Raw genomic sequence first — 24332 nt, forward strand, 5'->3', positions numbered from 1 at the left:
CATCCGCGGCAGCTGCCGAAGTAGCAGTTTCACGGTGTTACGCTCGACGGGTCGGGGGAGAAGGCCGCCTCCACCTGGGCGACCAGCGTCTCCGCCTGGCTGCCCGGGTCGATCCAGCTGTAGAGCACACCTTGCTCGACGGCGGTGGTGGCCAAGGGGGCGTCCTTCGCGGCGGCAAAGGCGAGACAGGCGATCTCGGGATAGAGCGCCCTGACGCGGCGGTGGAATTCGAGTCCCGGCATGTCAGGCAGGTGCATGCTGCCGATCACCACGCCGATGCCGTTCATGGCCAGCAGGTCGAACGCTTCGTTGCTGCGAGTGGCCGTCAGGGGCCGGTAGCCGGCTGCACGCAGCGGGTTGCTCAGTGCCGCGACGACGTCTGGGTTAGGGTCCAGCAGCAGCAGCGAGCGCTTGTCGGCAGCCGTGTCGATGGCCGGCAGCTCCAGCCGCCGCCGTGCTTGCAGCAGCTCTGTCATCTGCGCGCCTGGCAGTGGACGGCTGTACAGGTAGCCCTGCAGCTGGTCACAGTGCCGGCGGCGCAGGTAGGCCGCCTGAGCCAGGGTTTCCACCCCTTCGGCCACTATCTGCAGGCGCAGCCCGTGGCCCATGGCGATGATGGTCTGCGCGATGGAGGCTTCATCGGGCGACGTGGTGACATTGGTAATGAAGCTGCGGTCGATCTTCAGGGTGTCGAAGGGGAAGCGGCGCAGATAGGCCAGGCTGGAGTAGCCGGTACCGAAGTCGTCGATGGCCAGGTGCACGCCTTGGGCCTTCAGCGCATTCAGCACGGCGATGGTCTCTTCGGGCCGCTCCATCACTGCGCTTTCGGTCAGCTCCAGCTCGAGGCTTTCCGGGGGAAAGCCGCTGTCGGCCAGGATCCTGCCCACCGAGTCTGCCAATTCTGGCTGATGCAACTGACGTGCCGAGAGATTGACCGCAAGGATCAACGGACCCAGCCCCTGCTCCTGCCACATCCGGCCTTGCCGACAGGCCTCGCGCAGTGCCCATTCGCCCAGCGGCTGGATCAGTCCGGTCTCTTCGGCCACCGGGATGAAGTGCATGGGTGAGATAGGGCCTTTGCTGGGGTGGTGCCAGCGAGCCAGGGCTTCCACTCCCACTACCTTGCCGCTGGCAAAGTCCACCTTGGGCTGGTAATGCAGCTCCAGGGCGCCTTGCTCCAGGGCGCGGCGCAGGTCCTGCTCGAGCGAGAGTCGCATCAAGGCAGCGGTGTTGAGGTCCTCGGTAAAGAAACGGAACACCCGCTGCCCCTCACGCGCGGCGATATGGTGGGCGGTGGTGGCATTGCTGAGCAGGGTCTCCAGATCCTGGCCGTCCTGTGGCAGTACGCTGATGCCTGCATGCATGTTGATGTGCAGCTCGTGGCCGTCGATGGATATTGGGCGGTAGACGGCGTCGATCATGCGCTGGGCCACTGCGGCAATGCCGTCATAGTGGGGTATGTCGCTGAGGAGCACCACGAACTCGTCGCCGGCATAGCGGGCCACCGTGTCCTGGCCCCGGGCGCAGTCGGCAAGCCGTTGGCCGACTCTCTGCAGCACCTTGTCGCCGGTGCGGTGGCCCAGGCTGTCGTTGATCAGGTGGAAGCGGCTGATGTCCAGCGAGAGTACGGCGACCTGCTGGCCCCGTTGCAGCGCCCGTTCGGCGAGCTTGTCGAAACGCTTGGCCAGCAGGGTGCGGTTGGGCAGGCCGGTCAGGTCGTCGTAGTAGGCAAGCTGATTGATCTGTTCTTCCATCTGCTTGCGCTCGCTGATGTCGTACTGGATGCCCACGAAGTGGGTGACGATGCCGTGCTGGTTGCGTACCGGGCTGATGGAGGTCAGCTCCCAATAGGGTTCGCCATTCTTGCGGCGGTTGAGGATCTCGCCTTCCCACACCTTGCCCTGCTGCAAGGTGCGGCGCATGTTCTGGTACTGGCTGCGGGGGAGGTGCCCCGGCTCCAGCAGCGGGATGCGTCGTCCCTTGATCTCTTCGGGGTGGTAGCCGGTGGTGCGCGTGAACTGGGGATTGACGTATTCGGTGATACCGCTGGCGTCGGTAATGACGATCGAGCTGACGCTTTGGTCGATCGCCTGGTTGAGTTTCTTGAGCTCCTGCTCCGTGCGCATCCGTTCGGTCACGTCGCGCCCGTTGGCCACGTAGTGGCTGATCGCTCCGGCGTCATCGTACAGCGGCGAGACGGTGATCTCTTCGTAGTAGAGCTCGCCCTGGGCGCTGAGGTTGATCAGGATGGTGCGGAAGGCCTCGCCTTTTTCCAGCGCCTCGCGAAAGCCCTGGTAGACCTCCGGGGAGTTGCGCTCATGGCTTTTCAGCAGGCGGGCGTTCATGCCGATGATGTCCTCGCGGCGGTAGCCGCGTAGCTGCTCGAAGGCGCGGTTGACGTACTCGATGTTGCGGTGGCGGTCGGTGATGATTACCGAGTCCGCGCTCTGTTCCACAGCGTGGGAGAGCTTGCGCAGCTCGGCTTCACTGGCTTCGCGCCGTGCAATGTCCTCGACCAGGCTGGTGCGTAGCTGCTCGAAGGCACCCGCCACGGTGCCGATTTCATCACGGCTGAAAGGCGGCAGCGGGCGGTCGAGATGGCCCTCGGTCACTTGGTTCATCGACGTTTCGAGCCGCCGCAGCGGATGCAGGATGCGGCGCCGTATGGACCAGACGGCAAACAGAAAGACGCTGACGGCGGTCGTGATCGATATGGCTACCATCAGCAGCGAGAGTCGGGCGTAATTGTGCAGCTGCTCCAGGTGGGCTTCGAAGTGCCCGCTGACCGCCTCGGAGAGGGCCAGCAGCGTGCCGATGCCGCTGGTCGAGCGCCGGTACCATTCACTGGCGCTGACCGGGTAGGGGTGGCCACTGCGGCTGGCCGCGTAGACCTCCTGGCGCAACGACTGATAATCCCCTAGGAATTCGGCCTCCAACGCTTTCCTGGCCGCGACCAGTCCGGGGACATCGGAAAGCTGCTCGATCAAGGCGTGAGCGCGTTCCAGCGAGGCGTCGACGGTATCGCGATAGCGCTGCAGCTGTGCCAGCTCGGCTCCGCTCAGTGGACGCCCTTGGGCAATGGCGGCGCCGACGAGGGCGCGCTCACGGCCGGCATGTTCGCTGGCGTTGAACAGCACTTCCTTGATGATCGGGTTGGAGGTATGGGAATAGAGGTTGCCTGGCTTGGGCTGGTTGGCCGCGTCGCGCAGATTGGAGAGTGCCTCGATATGGCGGGTTGCCAGCTGGATCCACTGCTGCTCGTTCAAGGGTGCGGCGTCGCCGACGATCAGCCGGTCCACCTGATGGCGTGCGTCGACGAGCGCTTCGCGTTGGCCGACCAGCTGGGCCAGGCTGCGCGATAGCGGCAGGTCGGCGCTAGCGGCGGTCAGCTCCGTCGCCAGCGCTTCGAGGGAGCGGTATAGCTCATCGCCGCTGCGGCGCTGCTGGGCCATCTCGTAAAGCATCTCCGGGTTGCCCCGGTCGGAAAGCGACAAAATGGCGGCGGTGATGCCCCGCTCCATGGCCATGACGCCGCTGGCGCGCAGGGAAAGGTCGGCCACCTGGTTGTTCTGGTGCACCCAGCGGGCGGCGTCCTGCTTGGCTCGAAGCTCGCGAACTTCCCAGCTGGAGCCGATCAGGATCAATAGCCCCATCACGGTCAGTAGCATGGTCAACAGGTTACGGATGGTCATCGGCGAAGCCACCTCTCGGCCCTGCCCACGCGTGATCGCGACTGGGAGCTCAGGGTTGATATTCTTGTAAAAAATTCATGTGTTGCTAATGCACCATGGCGCACGCTATCCCGTGGGGCGGGTGGCTGGCAATCCACCCGTGTCAACGACTTCGGCCAGGTCAAGGGGAGGTGAGGTTCGCCCCTCGAGCGTTTGCAAAGCATCGATGCGACGACTAAACTACCGTGCGCTGTACAACTGGGTCGTGCATCCAGTGGCGTTTTACTCGTCGTTCATGCGGCTCTGGCCCAGGCGACGAGGCGTCGAAGAGGGTGTGCGTACAAACCGAACTCATGATCCTAAGGTAGGTGAGTGCTTAATGCCTTCTGTTAAAGTACGTGACAACGAGCCGTTTGACGTCGCCCTGCGTCGCTTCAAGCGTTCCTGCGAAAAAGCCGGCATTCTCTCTGAAGTTCGCCGTCGCGAGCATTACGAGAAGCCGACTTCCGAGCGCAAGCGCAAGGCAGCCGCTGCAGTCAAGCGTCATGCCAAGAAGCTGCAGCGCGAGCGCAAGCGCTTCGAACGGCTCTATTGATCCGTACAGAAGGAAGCGGCGAGGCGTCAGCTTCGGCCTTCCTGGAAGGATGAGCAAGCGGCCGCCGTTGGGTGGCCGCTTGTTTTTCACGCCCTAGCTCCATTCTTTGTTCATCTGCCTGCCAGGAGGTGGTATCGCTTGCATGGCCGGACAGATACCCCAACGCTTCATAGATGACCTGCTGGCTCGTGCCGATGTGACCGAAATTGTCGGCGAACGAGTGACGCTGAAAAAGACGGGTCGCAATTTCTCTGGCCTGTGTCCCTTCCATCAGGAAAAGACGCCGTCCTTCACCGTCAGTGCGGACAAGCAGTTCTACCACTGCTTCGGCTGCGGAGCGCACGGCAATGCGCTGCGCTTTCTGATGGAGTACGACAAGTTGCGCTTTCCCGAGGCGGTGGAGCAGTTGGCATCCCGTCTGGGGCTCGAGGTGCCGCGCGAGGGGGCCGACGACCCCCGCGCCCAGGCGCGCGAGCGCAAGCGCCAGGAGGGTGTCAACCTGCTGGAGCTGGCGGCGAGCTTCTTTCGTGAGCGCCTCAAGATGGCCGAAGGGCAGCATGCCCGCGACTACCTGGCGCAGCGCGGCCTGTCGCGGGAGGTGCAGCAGGCGTTCGGCATCGGCTATGCGCCGGATGGCTGGGAGGCGCTCAAGCGACACCTGAGCGCTCGAGGCGTGGCCGAAGCGGTGCAGGTCGAGTACGGCCTGCTGGTGCAGCGCGAGGAGAGCGGCCGCACCTACGACCGCTTCCGCGATCGGGTGATGTTCCCGATCCGCGACGTGCGGGGGCGCACCATCGCCTTCGGCGGCCGGGTGCTTGGCGATGCCAAGCCCAAATACCTCAACTCGCCCGAGACACCGGTCTTCCACAAGGGGCGCGAGCTTTACGGGCTGTACGAGGCACGGCAGGCCGAGCCGCGGCTCGAACGGCTGCTGATCGTGGAAGGCTACATGGATGTGGTGGCGCTGGCTCAGTTCGGCATTCGCAACGCCGTGGCCACCCTGGGTACCTCGACCAGCGAGGAGCACCTCGTGCGGCTGTTTCGCCTGGTCAGCGAGGTGGTGTTCTGCTTCGACGGCGACCGGGCCGGGCGCCAGGCCGCCGCCCGGGCGCTAGAAACCGTGCTGCCGCTGATGATCGATGGACGGCAGGCGCGCTTCCTCTTCCTGCCGGAGGGGGAGGACCCGGATACGCTGGTCCGGCGCGAGGGAGCTGAGGCCTTTGTCGATCGCATCACTTGTGCGAGCCCGCTGTCGGAATTCCTGTTCGACCAGGCGGCGCAGGGTCGCGATCTGGCCCGTATCGAAGACCGCGAGCGCTATGCCAGCCAGGTGCTGGGAGCCCTGGGCAAGCTGCCGGAGGGCGTGCTCAAGTCGCTGCTGCTCAGCGAGCTGGCGCGACGTACCGGAGTCGAGCCGGCGCGCTTCGAAGCCTTGCTAGAAGCGGCTCGTCCGGCCCACGAGGCTGGTGCCGACCCGGGCGTCGCGCCGCCGGCGCCTTCGCCCCAGGCGACGCCGAGCCGCAGCGAGCCGCAGTTGCCGGCCATGGGGAGAAGTGCGCCGCTGGGCGTCATCTCGCGGCTGGTTCAGCTGCTGGTGCACGAGCCGACGCTGGTCGCGCAGCTGCCGGAGGGGGGTGACTGGATCGAAGTGTCGCAGCAGGACGCCGAGCTGTGCCGTGAGCTGGTGGCGCTGCTGCGTGCCGGCCGTTACCGCAGCCCGCATGTGCTGCTGGCGCACTTTCACGGCAGTCAGCACGGCCAGCGGCTGCAGGCGCTGGCGCAGCGCGAGCTGCTGATTCCGCGCGAAGCTAGGGCGCGTGAGCTGGAAGGACTGGTGGAATGCTTGAGCCGCGAGCGGCGGCGTCAGTCGCCGCAGCAGGAGCTCGAATCGCTGCTGGCGCGTGACCGCGGCGGTGAACGTCTATCCTTGGAGGCAAGGCGGCGGCTGATGGAGTTGTTGCGGGAGCTTAAGGGGTAGGCGAACGCGTGGAGAGGTTGAAAGCGCGGCGTTCATCACTATATATAGCCGGCATGCGAATTCCGGCAGCGGGATAACCGACTAAACTAACACACCTGAGTCGAGGTGCAACAGGGCCGGGCTGGCGGGCAGTAGGGTTGACCCGCTATAATATCGGGCTTCGCAACTTTCTCCACTCCACCGCTCAGGTGCTTCATTCTTCTTCGTCGAGATAGGGTTTCTATGGCTGGAAATGCGCAGCAGCAGTCACGTCTGAAGGAGTTGATCGCGCGAGGCAAGGAACAGGGCTACCTGACCTATGCCGAGGTCAACGACCACCTTCCCGAGGATATTGCCGATCCCGACCAGGTGGAAGACATTATCGGCATGATCAACGACATGGGGATCAGCGTCGTCGAGGAAGCTCCCGACGAAGATACCCTGATGATGTCGGATCACTCTGCCGACGAGTCGGCTGCCGAAGAGGCAGTGGCTGCGCTGGCGGCCGTGGAGAGCGATGTCGGACGCACCACCGACCCGGTGCGCATGTACATGCGCGAAATGGGCACCGTGGAACTGCTGACCCGCGAGGGCGAGATCGAGATTGCCAAGCGCATCGAGGAAGGGACGCGTGAGGTGATGTCGGCCCTGGCCTGGCTGCCTGGCGCCGTGGAGTCCATCCTCGACGCCTACGATACCACCCAGGACGAAGAGGTTCCTGGGCGCCTTTCCGACCTCTTTTCCGGCTTCATCGACCCCGACGAGGGCATTCCTGGCGTGGCTGAGGCCGAGGAGCCGGAAGTCATCCTCGACGAAGACGGCGTCTCCGACAGCGACAGCGACGACGATGATGACGATGATTCATCCGGCGAGGAAGAGAGCTCCGGTGGCCCGGACCCCGAGGAAGCCAGGGCGCGCTTCGAGCAGATCCGCGAGCAAAATGCCCTGGTGAGATCCGCCATCGAGGCGCATGGGCGCAACAGCCAGCAGGCGAGGGTCGAGCTCGAGCGTTTGGCCGAGCTGTTCTCGCCGATCAAACTGGTGCCCAAGCACTTCGAGCGCCTGGTGGGCCAGGTGCGCATCAGCGTCGAGCAGGTCCGCACCCAGGAAAAGGCGGTGATGCAGCTCTTCACCAAGATGGCCAAGGTCCCGCGCAAGACCTTCATCAAGGCCTTTCCGGGCAACGAGTCGCGCCAGGCGTGGCTCGACGAGTTCATCGCCGAGCACAGCAAGTATGCCGATCGCCTGGAGCCGCTGCGGGCCGACATCCAGCGCGCCCAGCGTCGCATCGGCTTCGAAGAGGACATGGTGCAGCTGCCCGTGCCCGAGCTCAAGGAGATCAATCGCAAGCTCTCCATCGGCGAGGCCAAGGCGCGCCGGGCCAAGAAGGAGATGGTCGAGGCCAACCTGCGCCTGGTGATCTCCATCGCCAAGAAGTACACCAACCGTGGCCTGCAGTTCCTCGACCTGATCCAGGAAGGCAACATCGGCCTGATGAAGGCGGTCGACAAGTTCGAATACCGCCGCGGTTACAAGTTCTCGACCTACGCCACCTGGTGGATCCGCCAGGCGATCACGCGTTCGATCGCCGACCAGGCGCGCACCATCCGGATTCCGGTGCACATGATCGAGACGATCAACAAGCTCAACCGGGTGTCGCGCCAGATGCTGCAGGAGATGGGCCGCGAGCCGACGCCCGAGGAGCTGGGCGAGCGCCTCGAGATGCCTGAGGACAAGGTGCGCAAGGTGCTCAAGATCGCCAAGGAGCCAATCTCCATGGAGACGCCGATCGGTGACGACGACGACTCGCACCTGGGCGACTTCATCGAGGACAGCACCATGCAGCTGCCGGTTGATCTGGCCACCGGGGAGGGCCTGATCGAGGCCACTCGCAACGTGCTGGGTGGGCTGACCGCTCGCGAGGCCAAGGTGCTGCGCATGCGCTTCGGGATCGACATGAACACCGACCACACCCTCGAGGAGGTCGGCAAGCAGTTCGATGTGACCCGTGAACGGATTCGCCAGATTGAGGCCAAGGCCCTGCGCAAGCTGCGCCACCCCAGCCGCTCGGAACCGCTGCGCTCGTTCCTCGACGACTGAGCCTGGCCGCTGCCTGAGGCCGAAGGCTAGGAGCCGATGGCTTGGAGAGTGAAGTGTCAAAAACCGCGACCCCAAGGTCGCGGTTTTTTTATGGCAGCACTACCGGCGTGACGATGGAGAAGGCTCGCTCATCTGGCGTGAGCCGGCGGGCCGGCATGGCGCTGCGCCTCCTCCACGATCCAGTCATGCACGGCGGCCACCCGGCGGTCATCGAGGGCGCCGCTGGGGTAGACGATGCCGTAGCGTTTGCCGGTGTCGATACGCTGGGGAAAGGGGGCGATCAGCGCGCCCGTGGTGAGCTCGTCGGCCAGCAGCGCTTGGCGGGCGATGGCGACCCCCATGCCGGCCATGGCGGCCTCCATGGCCAGGCGATGGCGATTGAAGGTATAGCCCCGTCGGGGATTCAGCGCCGTGACGCCCAGTGCCTGCAGATAGTGCTCCCATTCGGCATAGGTGTGGCCGCCACGCCAGGCCGTAACGTCATGCAGCAAGGGGTACCAGGCGAGGTCCTCGGGGCGCGACAGGGGCGGGCGCCGGCGCAGCAGGGCGGGTGCGCAAACGGGAAAGATCACCTCTTCCATCAGGGGGGTGATCGAGAGGCCGGGATAGTGGCCGTCGTTCAGGTCGATGGCCAGGTCGAACTCACCTTCACGCAGCGACAGGCTGCTGTCCTCGGCGATCACGTGCAGCTCGATATCGGGAAAGCGGGCCTGCAGGCGCGGCAGGCGAGGCATCACCCACTTGCTGAGGAAGGCCGGTACGCTGCGCAGGCGAATCACCCCGCTCATCACCCCGCTGCGCAGGCGCTTCACCTCAAGGCCGACCGCCTGGTAGGCCTCGTCGACCACCGCCGCCAGACGCTTGCCTTCCTCGGTCAGCTCCAGGCGGCGTGGCAGTCGGCGAAACAGCTTGAAGCCCAGACGCTCTTCTAGCTGCTTGATCTGCTGGCTGACGGCCCCGGTGGTCACGTGCAGCTCCTCGGCGGCGCGGGTAAAGGAGAGGTGGCGGGCGCTGGTGGCGAAGACCTTCAGCCAGGCGTGGGTCTGGGCGTGCAGTAGGCGGCTCATGTCCTGCTTATTCGTTTAGTTTTACTATACTCAAGGCGAGTTTTAATCGTTTGTTCAGCGCCAAGTCAGCCTCCACCATAAGGTCAAGAAAGGGCTTTGCGCAATGTTGTTTAGCAAGGCTCATTTATTGAAGCATCGGGAGAGGTTATGGCAATCAGCGTCTTCGATCTGTTCAAGATCGGCATCGGGCCGTCCAGCTCGCATACCGTGGGGCCGATGCGGGCCGCCTATGATTTCGTCCAGCAGCTGAAGCAGGTCGAATTACTCGAGCGCACCGCCCGCGTGGAAGTGCATCTGTACGGTTCGCTGAGCGCCACCGGCAAGGGGCATGGCACCGACCGTGCGGTGATCATGGGGCTTATGGGCGAGCGTCCCGACCGGATCGACCCGGCTATCGTCGAGCCGTGCCTGGAAGAGTTGCTGGAATCCCATACCCTGCAGCTCGACGGGCGCCTGACGATTCCCTTCCTGTGGTCGCGCGATCTACAGTGGCACGAGCGCAGCCTGCCCTACCACCCCAATGCGCTGACACTGGTGGCGCACGGGCACAGCGAGGAGCTGTTGCGCAACACCTACTACTCCGTGGGTGGAGGCTTCGTCATCGACGAGGCCCAGGCGGAGCGGGGCGAGCTGGACCAAGACCACACCACGCTGCCCTATGACTTCAACTCTGCGGCCGAGCTGATGGCGCTGTGTCGCATGCACCGCCTGAGCATCAGCGAACTGATGCTGGAAAATGAGAAGGCCTGGCGCAGCGAAGCCGAGATCCATGACGGCCTGCGGCAGGTCTGGCAGGCCATGCAGGCGTGCGTCGATGCCGGCCTGCAGCATGAGGGTGTGCTGCCTGGCGGCCTCAACGTCAAGCGCCGCGCCGCCTCGCTGCATCGCCGCCTGCTGGCGGCGCGCGATGACAGGAGCCTGATCGCCTCGACCTTCGGTGCCATGGACTGGGTCAATGTCTTCGCCCTGGCGGTGAACGAGGAAAATGCCGCCGGCGGACGCATGGTTACCGCGCCTACCAACGGGGCGGCGGGTATCATTCCGGCGGTGCTGCACTACTACATGAAGTTCCAGCCGGGAGCCAGCGAGCGCGATGTGGTGAAGTTCCTGCTGGCCGCCGGTGCGGTAGGCATCCTATGCAAGAAGAACGCTTCGATCTCCGGAGCGGAGGTGGGCTGCCAGGGCGAGGTGGGTTCGGCCTGCGCCATGGCGGCGGCCGGGCTCGCCGAGGTCATGGGGGGCAGCGTGGGCCAGGTCGAAAACGCGGCCGAGATCGGTCTGGAGCACAACCTTGGCTTGACCTGCGACCCGGTGGGGGGGCTGGTTCAGGTGCCGTGCATCGAGCGCAACGCCATTGCCTCGGTCAAGGCGATCAATGCCGCCCAGATGGCGCTGCGCGGCGATGGCGAGCATTTCATCTCGCTGGACAAGGCGATTCGCACCATGCGCGACACCGGGCGCGACATGCAGGACAAATACAAGGAAACCTCCCGCGGCGGCCTGGCGGTCAACGCCATCGAATGCTGACGTCCTGAAAGTCGTTTACTTCTCGCTGTTTAGCCAAGCCAACTGCACACGACGAAGCGATGCCGCCTTGGCATCGCTTCGTCGTGTGCGCCTTAGCAACAACACTATAACGACTTCAGAACTACACCATTGGTCGAGTTCAACGATTCAGGTGTTGCCCAGCGAGTGGCTCTCCTCTAGCTTACGTTAACGTAAAGGTCAGAAAGGCTCAGGCGACCCAATAACAACGGCAGCCTTGACGACGCAACAACGACAACAAAGCACAAGGATCGCTGCCAGCGGTCCGGAGAGGACGTCACATGACCCAGGAGTTCATTCTGGAAACTCGCGGGTTGACCAAGCAGTTTCGCGGCTTCACCGCCGTGGACGATGTCAACCTGCAGGTCCGGGAAGGGCATATCCATGCCTTGATCGGCCCCAACGGGGCCGGCAAGACAACCGTCTTCAACCTTCTCACCAAATTCCTGCCGCCCACCCAAGGCGAAATTCTGTACCGCGGCAAGCCGATCACCGGCATGAAGGCCAACGAGATCGCTCGCCTGGGCCTGGTGCGCTCCTTCCAGATCTCCGCGGTGTTCGCCCACATGACCGCGCTGGAGAACGTGCGCGTGGCGCTGCAGCGCCCCATGGGCACCTCGTTTCATTTCTGGAAGTCCGAACGTAGCCTGGAGCCGCTCAACGAGCGCGCCATGGAACTGCTGCACCAGGTCGGTCTTGCCGACTATGCCGACGTCCTCACCGTAGAGATGCCCTATGGGCGCAAGCGCGCCCTGGAAGTGGCCACCACCCTGGCGATGGAACCGACCCTGATGCTGCTCGATGAGCCGACCCAGGGCATGGGCGCCGAGGACGTCGACCGTATCGTCGAGCTGATTCGCCGGGTCGCCAAGGGCCGCACCGTGCTGATGGTAGAGCACAACCTCAGCGTCGTGAGCCGGCTGTGCGATCGCATTACCGTGCTGGCGCGCGGCGCCGTGCTGGCCGAGGGCGACTACGCCAGCGTGTCTGCCGACCCGCGGGTGAAGGAAGCCTACATGGGTAGAGAAGCAGAAGAGGAGGTCGGCGCATGAACCAGGTAGTGGAACAGCCGACGGCGCTGGAGTATCGCGACCATGACGGCGCCGAGATGCTGCGCGTGCGCGACCTGCATGCCTTCTACGGTGAATCGCATATCCTGCACGGGGTCGACTTCGAGGTGCGCCGCGGCGAACTGGTGACGCTACTGGGGCGCAATGGTGCCGGGCGCAGCACCACTCTCAAGGCGATCATGAACATGGTCGGCCGCCGCACCGGCTCGATCATGATCAACGGCACCGAGACCATCGGCATGAAGGCCCACCGTATTCCGCGGCTGGGCATCGGCTACTGCCCGGAAGAGCGGGGCATCTTCGCCAGCCTCGACGTCGAGGAGAACCTGCTGCTGCCGCCCACGGTACGCTCCGGGGGCATGTCGATCGACGAGATCTACGCGATGTTCCCCAACCTCTACGAGCGTCGCCGCAGTCAGGGCACGCGGCTGTCGGGCGGGGAGCAGCAGATGCTGGCCATGGCGCGCATCCTGCGCACCGGGGCGCGCATGCTGCTGCTCGACGAGATCACCGAGGGCCTGGCGCCGGTCATCGTGCAGAAGCTTGGCGAGGTGCTGGTGAAGCTGCGTGATCGGGGCATGACCATCGTGCTGGTGGAGCAGAACTTCCGCTTCGCAGCACCCTTGGCCGATCGTCACTACGTGATGGAGCACGGCCGCATCATCGAAGAGATTTCCGCCGCCGAGCTGCCATCGCGGCGCGACCACCTTCACACCCTGCTGGGAGTCTGAGCCAACCCGACAGTGACAGCCTGGGCGGTGCCTCGCGCGGCCCGGCCGAAACATTGCGCCATCGGCGCGCCAAGAAGAACCACAACAGCAACTTTCGTAACCACAGCAGAACAGCGACCTGCCGTGCAGCGTCGCCACAACAACAAGCCGCCCGGATGGGCTACGGAGACGAAAATGACCTTCATCAAGAAGACTCTCGCCAGCAGTATCGCCATTGCCGCCACCGCTGCCATGGCCACCGCCGCCCAGGCGCAGATCAGCGATGGCGCAGTGCGCATCGGCTACCTGGCCGACATGTCCGGTACCTACCGTGACCTGGCCGGCCCCGGCGGCCTGGAAGCGCTGCGCATGGCCGTGGAAGACTTTGGCGGCAGCGTCAACGGCGCGCCGATCGAAGTCTTCAGTGCCGATGACCGCAACAGCGCCGACGTAGGCGCCAACACCGTGCGCGAGTGGGTCGACCAGCGTAACGTCGACCTCGTTGCCGGCATGGTGGCGTCGTCGGTCACCATCGCCGTGACCAATGTGCTGCAGGCCAACGACAAGCTGGGGATCATCTCCGGGTCGGCTGCCTCGAGCATCACCAACGAGCACTGCTCGCCTAACCACATCCACTGGGTCTACGACACCTACCCGCTGGCCAACGGCACGGCCAAGGCCGTTGTCGAGCAGGGCGGCGACACCTGGTTCATGCTGACTGCCGACTACGCCTTCGGCCATGCGCTGGAAGGCGACGTGGAGCGCGTGGTGACCGAGAATGGCGGCACCATCGTGGGCAAGATTCGCCATCCGTTCCCCACCGACGACTTCTCGTCCTACATCCTGCAGGCGCAGGGCTCCGGAGCCAAGATCATCGGCCTGGCCAACGCCGGCGCGGACACCGTCAACGCCATCAACACGGCTAGCCAGTTCGGCATGGTGGAGGCCGGGCAGCAGCTTGCCGGCCTGCTGGTGTTCCTCAACGACGTTCACGCCATGGGCCTTGACGCCACTCAGGGCCTGCTGCTGACCACCGGCTGGTACTGGGACATGGACGACGAGGCGCGCGAGTGGTCCCAGCGCTACTACGACCGCGTTGGCCGTATGCCGACCATGGTGCAGGCGGGCGTCTACTCTAGCACCATGCACTACCTCAAGGCCGTCGAGGCCACCGGAACCGACGACACCCAGACGGTGCGCGAGCACATGATGAGCCAGGAGATCAACGACTTCTTCGCTCGCAATGGCCGCCTCCGCGAGGATGGCCGCATGGTGCACGACATGTACCTGGCTCAGGTGAAAACGCCGGCCGAGTCCGAGCACGAGTGGGATCTCTACGAGATTCTCGCCACCATTCCTGCCGAAGAGGCGTATCGCCCGCTCTCCGAAAGCCAGTGCAAGCTGGTGCAGAACTGAAGCACGCAAGACCGGCGGCGGCCACGGCCGCCGCCCCTCTGACGGCGAGGAGAACCTAACATGACGATGATATTCGGGGTGCCGTTGGCGGTGTTCATGGGTCAGCTGCTGCTGGGCCTGATCAACGGCGCCTTCTATGCCCTGCTGAGCCTTGGGCTGGCGGTAATCTTCGGTCTGCTGAAGATCGTCAACTTCGCCCATGGGGCCATGTACATGCTGGGGGCGTTCGCCACCCTGCTGGGAATGCGCTATCTGGGCATCAACTACTGGACGGCCCTGCTGCTGGCGCCGCTGTTCGTCGGCCTGTTCGGCATGCTGATTGAGCGGCTGCTGCTGCGCCGCATCGGCCATCTGGACCACCTCTACGGCCTGCTGCTGACCTTCGGCCTGGCGCTGATCTTCGAAGGTACCCTGGTCAACTTCTTCGGCGTGTCCGGGGCGCGCTACCCCACGCCCGAGGCACTGCAGGGCGGCTTCCAGACCGGCTTCATGTTCCTGCCCAAGTACCGTGCCTGGGTACTGGTAGCAGCCATCGCCGTCTGCCTAGCGACCTGGTACATCATCGAGCGCACGCGGCTTGGCGCCTACCTGCGGGCCGGCACCGAGAACCCGGCGCTGATGCAGGCCTTCGGCGTCAACGTGCCGCTGCTGGTCACCCTGACCTACGGCTTCGGCGTTGGCCTGGCCGCCTTTGCCGGGGTGCTGGCTGCTCCGCTCTACCCGGTGTCGCCTACTATGGGCTCCAACCTGCTGATCGTGGTCTTCGCCGTGGTGGTCATCGGCGGCATGGGCTCCATCCTCGGCGCCATCGTCACCGGACTGGCCATGGGTTTGATCGAAGGCCTGACCAAGGTGTACTACCCAGAAGCCGCCAATACCGTGATCTTCCTGGTGATGATCCTGGTGCTGCTGCTCAGACCCGCCGGCCTGTTCGGCAAGGAGGCATGACATCATGGCCATTTCGCAAACGATGACGCCTTCCATGAAGCGCCAGCGGCGTGCCAACCTGCGCCGCAACGCCTTCTACCTGGCGCTGGTCGCCATTGGCCTGGTCGCGCCTTTCGTCGCTTACCCCGTGTTCCTGATGAAGGTGCTGTGCTTCGCGCTGTTCGCCTGCGCCTTCAACCTGCTGCTGGGCTACGCCGGGCTGCTTTCGTTCGGCCATGCGGCCTTCCTGGCCACCGGCGGCTACGTCACCGGCTACCTGCTGTCGAGCTACCCCGGCATCACGCCGGAGCTCGGCATCCTCGCCGGTACTTCCGCGGCGTTGGTGCTGGGGGCGGTGTTCGGTGCGCTGTCGATCCGCCGCCAGGGCATCTACTTCGCCATGGTGACCCTGGCGCTGGCCCAGCTGGTGTTCTTCTTCTACATCCAGGCGCCGTTCACCGGCGGCGAGGACGGCCTGCACGGGGTGCCGCGGGGTCACCTGTTCGGCGTGATCAACCTGCGCAGTAACCTTGCCATGTACTACTTCGTGTTCGCCGTCTTCCTGTTCGGCTTCGCGCTGATCCAGCGCACCGTGCACTCCCCGTTCGGGCAGGTGCTCAAGGCGATTCGCGAGAACGAGCCGCGGGCGGTGTCGCTGGGCTACAACGTCGATGCCTACAAGCTGGTGGCCTTCATCCTCTCGGCCGGCCTGGCCGGCCTGGCCGGCTCCACCAAGACCGTGGTGTTCCAGCTCGCCTCGCTGACCGACGCCCACTGGCACATGTCGGGCGAAGTGATCCTGATGACCCTGCTGGGCGGCGTCGGCACCCTGTTCGGCCCGGTGGTCGGCGCTGGCATCGTGGTCAGCCTGCAGCACATGCTGGCGCAGTCGGCGCTGGGCAATTGGGTGGGGCCGATCCTCGGTGTGATCTTCGTCATCTGCGTGCTGAGTTTCCGCAGCGGCATCGTCGGCGAAGCGATGAAGATGTATCGCAAAAATTTCAAGTGAGCGTGACCGCAGGTCTCTTCCTGGCGCCCTTCGGGGCGCTTTTTTCTTATTCATCGCCACCTGGCGTTTCAGCGCTGGGTGGCCTGCTGGAGCCGCTGCGGTAGCTGGGCGACCAGGTAGTCGACGAACTGACGAACCTTGGCGGCATGCTGGCGGTGCCTGGGCATCACGGCCCAGACCCCGGTGTCGCAGCACTGGAAGGCATCGAGCACCGAGATGAGTTCGCCGCTGGCCAGGTAGGGCGCCACGTAGTAGTCGGGCAGCTGGGCCAGGCCGAGGCCCTTGAGGGCGGCATCCAGCAGCGCCGGGCCCGAGTTGGCCTGCCAGGGGCCTTGCACGCGGACGTCGCGATGCACGCCGTCGATGTCGAAACGCCACAGGTCGCGGGTGCCGATCAGGCAGCGGTGGCGGCTCAGCTCCGCCACCGAGTGCGGTTGGGACACGCCGAGGAAATAGGCGGGTGAGCCGACGATGAACTCGCGCCGCCCGCTGAGCCTGCGTGCCACCAACGAAGAGTCCTGCAGCGTACCCATGCGGATGACCACGTCGTAGCCTTCGTCGATCACGTCGACCTGTCGGTTGGTCAGGTGCAGGCGCAGTTCCAACTGGGGATGCAGGCACAGAAAGTCATTGACCATCGGTGCGATGAAGCGCTCGCCAAAGGTGGTGGCGCAGCTCAGGTGCAGCACCCCCTGGGGCCGTTCCTGCAGCTGCTGCAGCGCCGTTTCGGCGTCGCGGAAACCGTCGAGCAGCTCACGGCAGCGCAGGTAGTAGCGCTCGCCGGCATCGGTAAGGTGGATCTGGCGCGTGGTGCGGTAGAGCAGCGGCAGGCCCAACTGCTGCTCGAGCTGGGCGACCTGGCGGCTGATGTGCGAATTGGACACCTGCAGCCGACGAGCGGCCGCCGCGAAGGTACCGAGGCGTACGACCTCAACGAAGGCTTCGATACCGTCCCAGTGCGCCATGTGTCTCCTCTTGTTCCTGAGATTATTGCTGAGCGGAAATAATATTGTGCCGTTGTTTCGGTATCAACTTGAGGGCTTGCACGCCTAGACTGGTAGCCATCAATCCATCTCGGGAGTTGCATCATGAAGTCGCGTGCCGCCGTTGCCCTGGAAGCTGGCAAGCCCCTGGAGCTGCTGGAGATCGACGTGGAGGGGCCGAAGGCCGGCGAGGTGCTGGTGCGCATCAAGGCCACCAGCGTCTGCCATACTGATGCCTACACGCTTTCCGGCGCCGACCCGGAAGGGCTGTTCCCCTCGGTGCTGGGCCATGAAGGCGCCGGCATCGTCGAGGCGGTAGGTGAAGGCGTCACCAGCGTAAAGCCCGGTGACCATGTCATTCCGCTCTATACCGCCGAGTGCGGCAAGTGCAAGTTCTGCCTCTCCGGCAAGACCAACCTGTGCCAGGCGGTGCGCGCCACCCAGGGCCAGGGCCTGATGCCCGACGGCACCTCGCGCTTCTCGCTCGACGGCAAGAGGCTGCACCACTACATGGGCTGCTCCACCTTCAGCGAGTATACCGTGCTGCCCGAGGTCTCCCTGGCGGTGGTCTCGAAGGAGGCGCCGCTGGACAAGATCTGCCTGCTCGGCTGCGGCGTGACCACCGGCATCGGCGCGGTGCTCAACACCGCCAAGGTGGAGCCGGGTTCCACCGTGGCCGTGTTCGGCCTCGGTGCCATCGGCCTGGCGGTGATCCAGGGCGCGCAGATGGCCAAGGCCAGCCGCATCATCGCCATCGACGTCAACCCGGACAAGTTTGACCTGGCGCGCCAGTTCGGTGCCACCGACTTCGTCAATCCCAAGGAGCATTCCGATCCGATCCAGCAGGTGATCGTCGACATGACCGACGGTGGGGTCGACTACTCCTTCGAGTGCATCGGCAACGTCAACGTGATGCGCCAGGCGCTGGAGTGCTGCCACAAGGGTTGGGGCGAATCGGTGATCATCGGCGTGGCCGGGGCCGGCGAGGAGATCTCGACGCGGCCGTTCCAGCTGGTCACCGGGCGGGTGTGGCGCGGTTCGGCGTTCGGCGGGGTGAAGGGGCGCAGCGAGCTGCCCGGCTACGTGCAGCGCTACATGGACGGCGAGATCAAGATCGACGAGTTCATCACCCATGACATGCCGTTCGAGAAGATCAACGAGGCGTTCGACCTGCTGCATGCGGGCAAGAGCATTCGTACGGTGCTGCACTTTTAATAGGCACCCGGAGCCGCGCCGAACGGGTTACAGGCGCCCGGTGCCGCCCCGGACGGGGGCGCCTGGCGCCGCGTGGCGTGTGAGCCCCAGCGAAGCCATAACGAACAGGTGGAAGGAGACGCAGCATGAGCATGACTGAACATCTCGAGCTGGTATCGGCCAACAAGAGTTTCGGCGGCTGGCACAAGCGCTACCGCCACCGCTCGCGCGCGCTGGACTGCGAGATGGTATTTGCCATCTACCTGCCGCCCCAGGCGGAAACACAGCGCGTGCCGCTGCTGTGGTGGCTATCGGGGCTGACTTGTAGCGACGAGAACTTCATGCAGAAGGCCGGGGCACAGCGTGTGGCGGCTGAACTGGGCATCGCCATCATCTGCCCCGACACCAGCCCCCGCGGAACCGACCTGCCTGGCGAGCACGACAGCTACGACCTGGGCTCGGGAGCAGGCTTCTACGTTAATGCCACACGCGAACCCTGGAAGTCGCACTACCGCATGTATGACTATGTGTCCGAGGAGCTGCCGTCGGTGGTGCGCCAGCACTTTCCGGTCAATGGGCGCGAGGCGATCAGCGGGCACTCCATGGGCGGCCATGGGGCGCTGATGCTGGCACTGCGACGGCCCGGGCACTACCGCTCGGTCTCGGCGTTCTCTCCCATCGTCAACCCCTCCCAGTGCCCCTGGGGGCGCAAGGCGTTCCAGACCTACCTGGGCGACGACCCCGGCAACTGGACGCAGTACGACGCCTGCGAGCTGGTGGCCAAGGGCGCCTCGCGCCAGCCGTTGTTCATCGACCAGGGGGAGGCGGACGACTTCCTCGATGAACAGCTGAAACCGGAGCGGCTGGAGGCGGTGTGCGCCGAGCATGATCACCCCCTGACGCTGCGGCGTCAGCCAGGGTATGATCACAGCTACTTTTTCATCGCCAGCTTCATCGAGGATCACCTGCGCTACCATGCGGAGCATCTCTTCAAGTCATGAGCGGACCTGGGGCGCGCCCTGATGCGCGTTCTGCTGATCAGGGTTATACGTTGGGCGGCCATTTCCATGGCCGCCTTCGTCGTACTATCGGTGATGCTGGTATTGCTGCTGCGTCATGTCCCCGCCGTGGGCTCAATGGTGATGGTGGAGCGCAAGCTCCAGGCGACGCTAGCCGGCGAATCCCTGACCATCCAACACCAGTGGCGGCCCTGGGAAGAGCTCTCCGTCAATGCCAAGCTGGCGGTGATTGCAGCGGAAGATCAGCGCTTTCCCGAGCACCGGGGGTTCGATGTGGCCGAGATGCGTCGCGCCTGGGAGGCCAGCCGCAGCGGGGCGCGGCTGCGCGGGGCGAGCACCATCAGCCAACAGACGGCCAAGAACCTGTTCCTGTGGACCGGGCGCAGCTGGCTGCGTAAGGGGCTCGAGGCGTGGTTCACCGTGCTGATCGAGGCGCTATGGCCGAAGCAGCGAATCCTCGAGGTCTATCTCAATATCGTCGAGTGGGATCATGGCGTGTTTGGGCTTGAAGCTGCCGCACAGCACTACTTCGGCGTGCCGGCCGATCGCTTGACCGAGGTGCAGGCCAGCCGGTTGGCGGCGATCCTGCCCAACCCGCGCGCCTGGGATGCGGCGCGGCCGGGGCCGCACGTAGAGCGGCGCAGCCAGTGGATTCGCCAGCAGATGCGCAATCTCGGCGGGCCGCGCTACCTCGAACGGCTCGACGCCTCCTAACCGCCGCCTAGCGTGTCGCCTTGCCGCGCACGGCCATCACTACCCCCACGATGGTGATCAGCATGCCAAGCAGCCCGGCCGGTGGCAGCCGCTCATCGAACAGCCACCAGGCCTGCAGCGCAGTGACCGGCGGCACCAGATAGAACAGACTGGCCACGCGTGATGCCTCGCCACGTCGGATCAGCGCCATCAGCAACAGGATGGCAGCGATCGACAGCACCAGCACCAGCCACGCCAGGGTCAGCACGAAGGTGGGGCTCCATTCGATCTGCCGCTCTTCGAAAAGCAGCGCCCCCAGGCCCAGCAGGACGCCTGCGGCTAGGTACTGCACCACGGTGCCGGAGAGCAGTGGCATGCCGGTACAGAAGCGCTTCTGGTAGAGCGTACCGAAGGTGATGCCGCCCAGTGCGATCAGCACGCAGGCCAGGGCGTCGAGCCCGAACCCCTGAAACAGCGCGGCGCCGGGGTCGAGCTTGCTGCCCAGTACCAGCACGATGCCACCCAAGCCTACTGCCAGCCCCAACCATTGAACCGGGGCGATGCGTTCACCCAGCAGTGGCCCCGCCAGGGTGGCCGTGAGCAGCGGCTGCAGGCCTACCAGCAGGGCGGTCAGCCCGGCCGGCATGCCCAGGTAGATGCCATAAAAGACCCCGCCCAGGTAGGCACCATGCACCAGCATGCCCGAGACGCCGATATGTGCCCATAGCCGTGCACCGCTTGGCCAGCCGCTGTCGAGCAGGCGTACCAGCGGCACCAGCAGCGCCAGGGTAAGCGCGAAGCGCACCACCAGGAAGGTGAAGGGCTCGGCGTGCGGCAGCCCGAACTTGGCGCCGATGAAGCCGGTGCTCCATAGGGCCACGAAGAGAATGGGCATGGCGGCCAGCAGCAGAGGCTCGAAGCGGGAGGAGGGCGAGGGCGGCATCGGGGGCGGTGTCCTGGGCGGCGCTGTCACGGCGATACTGCGTCATCGACGCGGCGAAGGATAGCAGAGTAAGCATTATCGCCCGGACAATCCAGCTGGCTGCGCTTGCGGCAGTGAACCCATGCGACGGCAAACTCATGCAAGGGCGCTCTGTGCGGGCGCTCAGCACCATCGGCAACTCCTAACGATCTTGCGGGGTTGCATTTCGTTACAATAAAATCTGAACCCTGCCGGTTCAGCTACGTCAGACCTTCTACATTCACCGCAAGACCCTTGGAGGTTTCAAGATGCAAAGGATGACTGCACTGTTCTCGGCCGCTCTGCTGGCGGCAGGCATGATGACCGCCCAGGCCCAGGCGCAGCAGGATCCCGCCCAGGACCCGGGTGCCCAGCCGCAGGCCACTGCGCCCGCTCAGGAATTTTCCGATGAGCAACTGCAGCAGTTCGCCGATGCCTCCCAGGACATCGCGGTGATCTCCCAGGAGTACACCGAGCGCCTGCACGCCGCTGAAGATGAGCAGACCCAGCAGGAAGTTCGCATGGAAGCCAATGACCGCATGGTGGAAGTCGTCGAGGACAGCGGCCTCGATGTCGACACCTTCAACGCCATCGGCCATGCGATTCAGCAGGATCCCGAACTGATGCAGCGCGTGCAGCAGATGGCCGAGCAGTCCTGATACTCGCCGCACTGACAGATGAAAGGCCGCCCCCGGGCGGCCTTTCGCGTTTCGGGCGGGCTTTACAGGGCTGGCTCCGGTAAACACACTGGGCGTATTCCCCAGCCGGCGAGCGTGTTGCATGGAACTGCTAGAAATTCGACGGCACATGGGCCGTTTCCCACCCTTCGACGGGCTGTCTGATGCGCTGCTCGATGCAGTGGCCGGCCAGGTTGAGGTCGGCTACTTCAGGGCCGGTACCGACATCCTAGTGCTGGACCAACCCATCACCGAGCTATGCTACATCCGCAGCGGGGCGGTGGAGGTCTTTCGCCGCACCGGCGCGCTCTACAATCGCCTGGGCGAGGGTGATATCTTCGGTCACTTCAGCCTGCTGCGCAGCCAGCGGGTGCGCTTTCCTGCCCGCGCGCTCGAAGATACCCTGATCTACTTCATCCCGGCCGACGTCTTCCAGCACCTGTGCGAAAGCGACGACCACTTTGCCGACTTCGTCGAGCTGGAGCGGCCACGGCTGGAAGCCGCCGTTGCGGAGCTGAGCAAGGCCAACGACATGACGGTCACGCGGATACGCAAGCTGCTGTCACGTCCGCCGGTGATGCTCGAGGCCACCACCACGGTCCAAGCCGCGGCGCAGCAGATGAGCGAAGCCCAGGCCTCAGCGGCGCTGGTGCTCGACGACGACGACGCGGACCCACGCCACACCTTCACCGACGCCGGAGGTTGCGCCTGGCGGCTGCGCGGCATCCTGACCAACAGCGATTTTCGCACCCGCGTGGTTGCCCGCGGCCTGCCCCCACAGACCCCCATCGGCGAACTGATGGGGGAAAGGCTGATCACCGTGCAGTCCGACGAATCCGTGCATGAGGCAATGCTGTGCATGCTGCGCAACAATATTCACCACCTGCCGGTGCTGCTGCGGCGCCTGCCGGTAGGCATCGTGCATCTCTCCGACATTATCCGCTACGAAACCCAGAGCAGCCTCTACCTGGTCAGCAACATCTTTCACCAGCCCGGCGTCGAGGGGCTGGCGCGGCTGGCGGGAGACGTGCGCGGGGCCTTCGTGCGCATGGTGGGGGAGGGCGCCACCTCGCAGATGGTGGGCAGCGCCATGTCGACCATCGGGCGCAGCTTCATTCGTCGGCTGCTGGAACTTGCCGAAGAGGCGCTGGGGCCGCCGCCGGTGGCCTACTGCTTCATGGTCAACGGTTCCATGGCGCGCAACGAGCAGACCATCGTCACCGATCAGGACAATGCCCTGGTGCTGGCCGACGACTTCGTCCCGCACCTCCATGACGCCTACTTCAAAGCCCTGGCCCAGTTCGTTTGCGATGGGTTGGCCGCTTGCGGCTACGCCTACTGCAAGGGCGATGTGATGGCCACCAACGCCAGGTGGCGCCAGCCGCTGGCGGTATGGAAGCGCTACTTCTGCGAGTGGATCGAGCAGCCCACGCCGGAGCGGCTGCTGCGTAGCTCGATCTTCTTCGACCTGGACGCGGCCTATGGCGACGAGGCCTTCATCGAGCAGTTGCAGGACCTGATTGCCGCGAAGGCCCCGCAAAGCCCGCTGTTCCTGGCGGCGATGGCGCGCAACGCGCTGCAGCGCACGCCGCCGCTGGGGGTCTTTCGCACCTTCGTGATGGAGCAGGACGGCAAGCAAAACAACACGATCAACCTCAAGCGGCGCGGTACGGCGCCGATGGTGGACCTGATCCGGGTGCATGCCCTGGCCTGTGGTTCTCGGGCCCAGAACAGCTTCGAACGGCTTGATGACATCGCCAGCACCCAGCTGTTGGCACCGGGGGCCGGCGAGAAGTTGCGCTATGCGATGGAGTACCTCTCCATGGTGCGCATTCGCCACCAGGTGATCGACCTCGAGCGCCACCAGGCGCCCGACAATACGTTCGTGCCGGAGGACGTCGACGGCAGCGAACGCCACCACCTCAAGGATGCCTTCCAGGTGCTGAGCAACGCACAGAAATTCCTCAAGTATCGCTACCCGATCCCGGCGCGCACTGGGGCGGTGCGCTGAGATGCTGTCGCATCGAATGCCCTCGCGCCAGGCGCAGGGATGGCCGGACTACCTTGAACAGCGCGCCCGGGCGGCCAGCCACCCGGTGCTCAAGCGCTTCCTGGAAGCCGGCTGCCCGGCGACCGACACGCCGATCGGCGAGGCAGCGCTGGTGGCGCTCGACCTGGAAACTACCGGGCTCGATGCCCGCCGGCATGCCATCGTCAGCATCGGGCTGGTGCCGTTCACGCTGGCGCGGATTCACTTGTCGCAGCGGCGCTACTGGGTGGTCCGGCCGGGCGGCGCGCTGTCGAGCGAATCGGTGGTACTTCACCGCATCACCCATGCGGAGGTGGCCGAGGCGCCCGCGCTCGAGTCGGTCCTGCCGGAGGTGCTTGACGCTTTGGCAGGCCGGTTGGCCGTGGTCCACTTTCGTCATATCGAACGACCCTTCCTCGATGCTGCGGCCCAGCGCTGCCTGGGCGAGGGGCTACGCTTTCCCATGATCGATACCATGTCGCTCGAAGCGCGACGTCACCGGCTCTCGCCGTGGTCGCGGCTGCGTCGCTGGCTGCGGCGGCCGCCGGTGTCGATCCGGCTGGGCGACAGCCGCCGCCGCTACGGGCTGCCCGATTACCTGGGGCACCATGCGATGGTCGATGCGCTGGCGACGGCCGAGCTTCTGCAGGCGCAGATCGCCACGCACTATCGCGCCGAGACGCGGGTGGCAGAGCTGTGGAGCTGAGCG

General features: G+C 64.9%; 19 protein-coding genes. 15 read left to right on the top strand and 4 right to left on the bottom strand.

The window, feature by feature from the left end:
* Positions 1–29: 29 nt before the first annotated feature.
* Positions 30–3692 (bottom strand): EAL domain-containing protein, encoded by a 3663-nt coding sequence (locus ACT7B3_RS03765; RefSeq protein ID WP_445156892.1) that lies wholly within the window; start codon positions 3690–3692, stop codon positions 30–32.
* A 358-nt stretch (positions 3693–4050) separates the two neighbouring features.
* Between ACT7B3_RS03765 and rpsU the strand changes: the two genes are divergently transcribed.
* The 3 genes from rpsU (at position 4051) to rpoD (ending at position 8323) form a co-directional block, all read left to right on the top strand.
* Positions 4051–4266, top strand: coding sequence for a 30S ribosomal protein S21 (rpsU, locus tag ACT7B3_RS03770; protein WP_444678316.1), 216 nt, complete (start codon positions 4051–4053; stop codon positions 4264–4266).
* A 142-nt stretch (positions 4267–4408) separates the two neighbouring features.
* Entirely contained in the window at positions 4409–6244 is a 1836-nt protein-coding gene (gene dnaG / locus ACT7B3_RS03775) for a DNA primase (RefSeq protein ID WP_445156893.1), read from the top strand.
* Positions 6245–6466: 222 nt separating this feature from the next.
* Positions 6467–8323: an RNA polymerase sigma factor RpoD gene (rpoD, locus tag ACT7B3_RS03780; protein WP_444678315.1), complete on the top strand. Its 1857-nt coding sequence runs from the start codon at positions 6467–6469 to the stop codon at positions 8321–8323.
* Between the two features lie 128 nt (positions 8324–8451).
* Here rpoD and ACT7B3_RS03785 read toward each other — a convergent pair whose 3' ends face one another.
* Positions 8452–9390, bottom strand: a complete 939-nt coding sequence (locus ACT7B3_RS03785) for a LysR substrate-binding domain-containing protein (protein ID WP_445156894.1) — start codon at positions 9388–9390, stop codon at positions 8452–8454.
* 147 nt (positions 9391–9537) lie between these two features.
* Between ACT7B3_RS03785 and ACT7B3_RS03790 the strand changes: the two genes are divergently transcribed.
* The 6 genes from ACT7B3_RS03790 (at position 9538) to ACT7B3_RS03815 (ending at position 16067) form a co-directional block, all read left to right on the top strand.
* Entirely contained in the window at positions 9538–10917 is a 1380-nt protein-coding gene (locus ACT7B3_RS03790) for an L-serine ammonia-lyase (protein ID WP_445156895.1), read from the top strand.
* 299 nt (positions 10918–11216) lie between these two features.
* Positions 11217–11987 carry an ABC transporter ATP-binding protein gene (locus ACT7B3_RS03795; RefSeq protein ID WP_444678314.1) on the top strand — a complete coding sequence of 257 codons (771 nt, stop codon included), beginning with the start codon at positions 11217–11219 and terminating at the stop codon, positions 11985–11987.
* Positions 11984–12736: an ABC transporter ATP-binding protein gene (locus ACT7B3_RS03800; protein ID WP_444678313.1), complete on the top strand. Its 753-nt coding sequence runs from the start codon at positions 11984–11986 to the stop codon at positions 12734–12736. Before ACT7B3_RS03795 ends, ACT7B3_RS03800 begins: the two co-directional genes overlap by 4 nt.
* Positions 12737–12910: 174 nt before the next feature.
* Positions 12911–14131, top strand: a complete 1221-nt coding sequence (locus tag ACT7B3_RS03805) for an ABC transporter substrate-binding protein (RefSeq protein ID WP_445156896.1) — start codon at positions 12911–12913, stop codon at positions 14129–14131.
* Positions 14132–14191: 60 nt separating this feature from the next.
* Positions 14192–15079: a branched-chain amino acid ABC transporter permease gene (locus ACT7B3_RS03810; protein WP_444678311.1), complete on the top strand. Its 888-nt coding sequence runs from the start codon at positions 14192–14194 to the stop codon at positions 15077–15079.
* A 4-nt stretch (positions 15080–15083) separates the two neighbouring features.
* On the top strand, positions 15084–16067 hold the full coding sequence (locus ACT7B3_RS03815) for a branched-chain amino acid ABC transporter permease (protein WP_444678310.1): 984 nt from the start codon (positions 15084–15086) through the stop codon (positions 16065–16067).
* Between the two features lie 68 nt (positions 16068–16135).
* Here ACT7B3_RS03815 and ACT7B3_RS03820 read toward each other — a convergent pair whose 3' ends face one another.
* Positions 16136–17032: a LysR family transcriptional regulator gene (locus ACT7B3_RS03820; RefSeq protein WP_445156897.1), complete on the bottom strand. Its 897-nt coding sequence runs from the start codon at positions 17030–17032 to the stop codon at positions 16136–16138.
* Between the two features lie 123 nt (positions 17033–17155).
* Here ACT7B3_RS03820 and ACT7B3_RS03825 point away from each other — a divergent pair, with 123 nt between their 5' ends.
* From ACT7B3_RS03825 to mtgA, 3 genes are all read left to right on the top strand, one after another.
* Positions 17156–18265 carry an S-(hydroxymethyl)glutathione dehydrogenase/class III alcohol dehydrogenase gene (locus ACT7B3_RS03825; RefSeq protein WP_444678309.1) on the top strand — a complete coding sequence of 370 codons (1110 nt, stop codon included), beginning with the start codon at positions 17156–17158 and terminating at the stop codon, positions 18263–18265.
* Between the two features lie 125 nt (positions 18266–18390).
* Entirely contained in the window at positions 18391–19245 is an 855-nt protein-coding gene (gene fghA, locus ACT7B3_RS03830; RefSeq protein ID WP_444678308.1) for an S-formylglutathione hydrolase, read from the top strand.
* A 66-nt stretch (positions 19246–19311) separates the two neighbouring features.
* The gene (mtgA, locus tag ACT7B3_RS03835; RefSeq protein ID WP_444678307.1) at positions 19312–19977 is read left to right on the top strand and encodes a monofunctional biosynthetic peptidoglycan transglycosylase; all 666 of its coding nucleotides are present in this window, start codon (positions 19312–19314) and stop codon (positions 19975–19977) included.
* Between the two features lie 7 nt (positions 19978–19984).
* On the opposite strand, the gene ACT7B3_RS03840 is transcribed toward mtgA, so the two are convergent.
* On the bottom strand, positions 19985–20899 hold the full coding sequence (locus ACT7B3_RS03840) for a DMT family transporter (RefSeq protein WP_445156898.1): 915 nt from the start codon (positions 20897–20899) through the stop codon (positions 19985–19987).
* Between the two features lie 287 nt (positions 20900–21186).
* Between ACT7B3_RS03840 and ACT7B3_RS03845 the strand changes: the two genes are divergently transcribed.
* From ACT7B3_RS03845 to ACT7B3_RS03855, 3 genes are all read left to right on the top strand, one after another.
* Positions 21187–21576, top strand: coding sequence for a DUF4168 domain-containing protein (locus tag ACT7B3_RS03845; RefSeq protein WP_445156899.1), 390 nt, complete (start codon positions 21187–21189; stop codon positions 21574–21576).
* A gap of 121 nt (positions 21577–21697) precedes the next feature.
* Complete coding sequence (locus ACT7B3_RS03850; RefSeq protein WP_445156900.1) at positions 21698–23605, top strand: DUF294 nucleotidyltransferase-like domain-containing protein; 1908 nt, start codon at positions 21698–21700, stop codon at positions 23603–23605.
* A gap of 1 nt (position 23606) precedes the next feature.
* Complete coding sequence (locus tag ACT7B3_RS03855) at positions 23607–24329, top strand: 3'-5' exonuclease (protein WP_444678305.1); 723 nt, start codon at positions 23607–23609, stop codon at positions 24327–24329.
* Positions 24330–24332 lie beyond the last annotated feature (3 nt).

Source organism: Halomonas sp. E14, assembly GCF_052568415.1.

Coding starts and splice junctions, on each gene's coding strand:
- ACT7B3_RS03800 (WP_444678313.1), top strand. CDS start 11,984: ATGAACCAGGTAGTGGAACAGCCGACGGCGCTGGAGTATCGCGACCAT.
- ACT7B3_RS03805 (WP_445156896.1), top strand. CDS start 12,911: ATGACCTTCATCAAGAAGACTCTCGCCAGCAGTATCGCCATTGCCGCC.
- fghA (WP_444678308.1), top strand. CDS start 18,391: ATGAGCATGACTGAACATCTCGAGCTGGTATCGGCCAACAAGAGTTTC.
- rpoD (WP_444678315.1), top strand. CDS start 6,467: ATGGCTGGAAATGCGCAGCAGCAGTCACGTCTGAAGGAGTTGATCGCG.
- ACT7B3_RS03840 (WP_445156898.1), bottom strand. CDS start 20,899: ATGCCGCCCTCGCCCTCCTCCCGCTTCGAGCCTCTGCTGCTGGCCGCC.
- ACT7B3_RS03785 (WP_445156894.1), bottom strand. CDS start 9,390: ATGAGCCGCCTACTGCACGCCCAGACCCACGCCTGGCTGAAGGTCTTC.
- ACT7B3_RS03765 (WP_445156892.1), bottom strand. CDS start 3,692: ATGACCATCCGTAACCTGTTGACCATGCTACTGACCGTGATGGGGCTA.
- ACT7B3_RS03850 (WP_445156900.1), top strand. CDS start 21,698: ATGGAACTGCTAGAAATTCGACGGCACATGGGCCGTTTCCCACCCTTC.
- mtgA (WP_444678307.1), top strand. CDS start 19,312: ATGGCCGCCTTCGTCGTACTATCGGTGATGCTGGTATTGCTGCTGCGT.
- ACT7B3_RS03815 (WP_444678310.1), top strand. CDS start 15,084: ATGGCCATTTCGCAAACGATGACGCCTTCCATGAAGCGCCAGCGGCGT.
- ACT7B3_RS03825 (WP_444678309.1), top strand. CDS start 17,156: ATGAAGTCGCGTGCCGCCGTTGCCCTGGAAGCTGGCAAGCCCCTGGAG.
- ACT7B3_RS03845 (WP_445156899.1), top strand. CDS start 21,187: ATGCAAAGGATGACTGCACTGTTCTCGGCCGCTCTGCTGGCGGCAGGC.
- ACT7B3_RS03820 (WP_445156897.1), bottom strand. CDS start 17,032: ATGGCGCACTGGGACGGTATCGAAGCCTTCGTTGAGGTCGTACGCCTC.
- ACT7B3_RS03810 (WP_444678311.1), top strand. CDS start 14,192: ATGACGATGATATTCGGGGTGCCGTTGGCGGTGTTCATGGGTCAGCTG.
- dnaG (WP_445156893.1), top strand. CDS start 4,409: ATGGCCGGACAGATACCCCAACGCTTCATAGATGACCTGCTGGCTCGT.
- ACT7B3_RS03855 (WP_444678305.1), top strand. CDS start 23,607: ATGCTGTCGCATCGAATGCCCTCGCGCCAGGCGCAGGGATGGCCGGAC.
- rpsU (WP_444678316.1), top strand. CDS start 4,051: ATGCCTTCTGTTAAAGTACGTGACAACGAGCCGTTTGACGTCGCCCTG.
- ACT7B3_RS03790 (WP_445156895.1), top strand. CDS start 9,538: ATGGCAATCAGCGTCTTCGATCTGTTCAAGATCGGCATCGGGCCGTCC.
- ACT7B3_RS03795 (WP_444678314.1), top strand. CDS start 11,217: ATGACCCAGGAGTTCATTCTGGAAACTCGCGGGTTGACCAAGCAGTTT.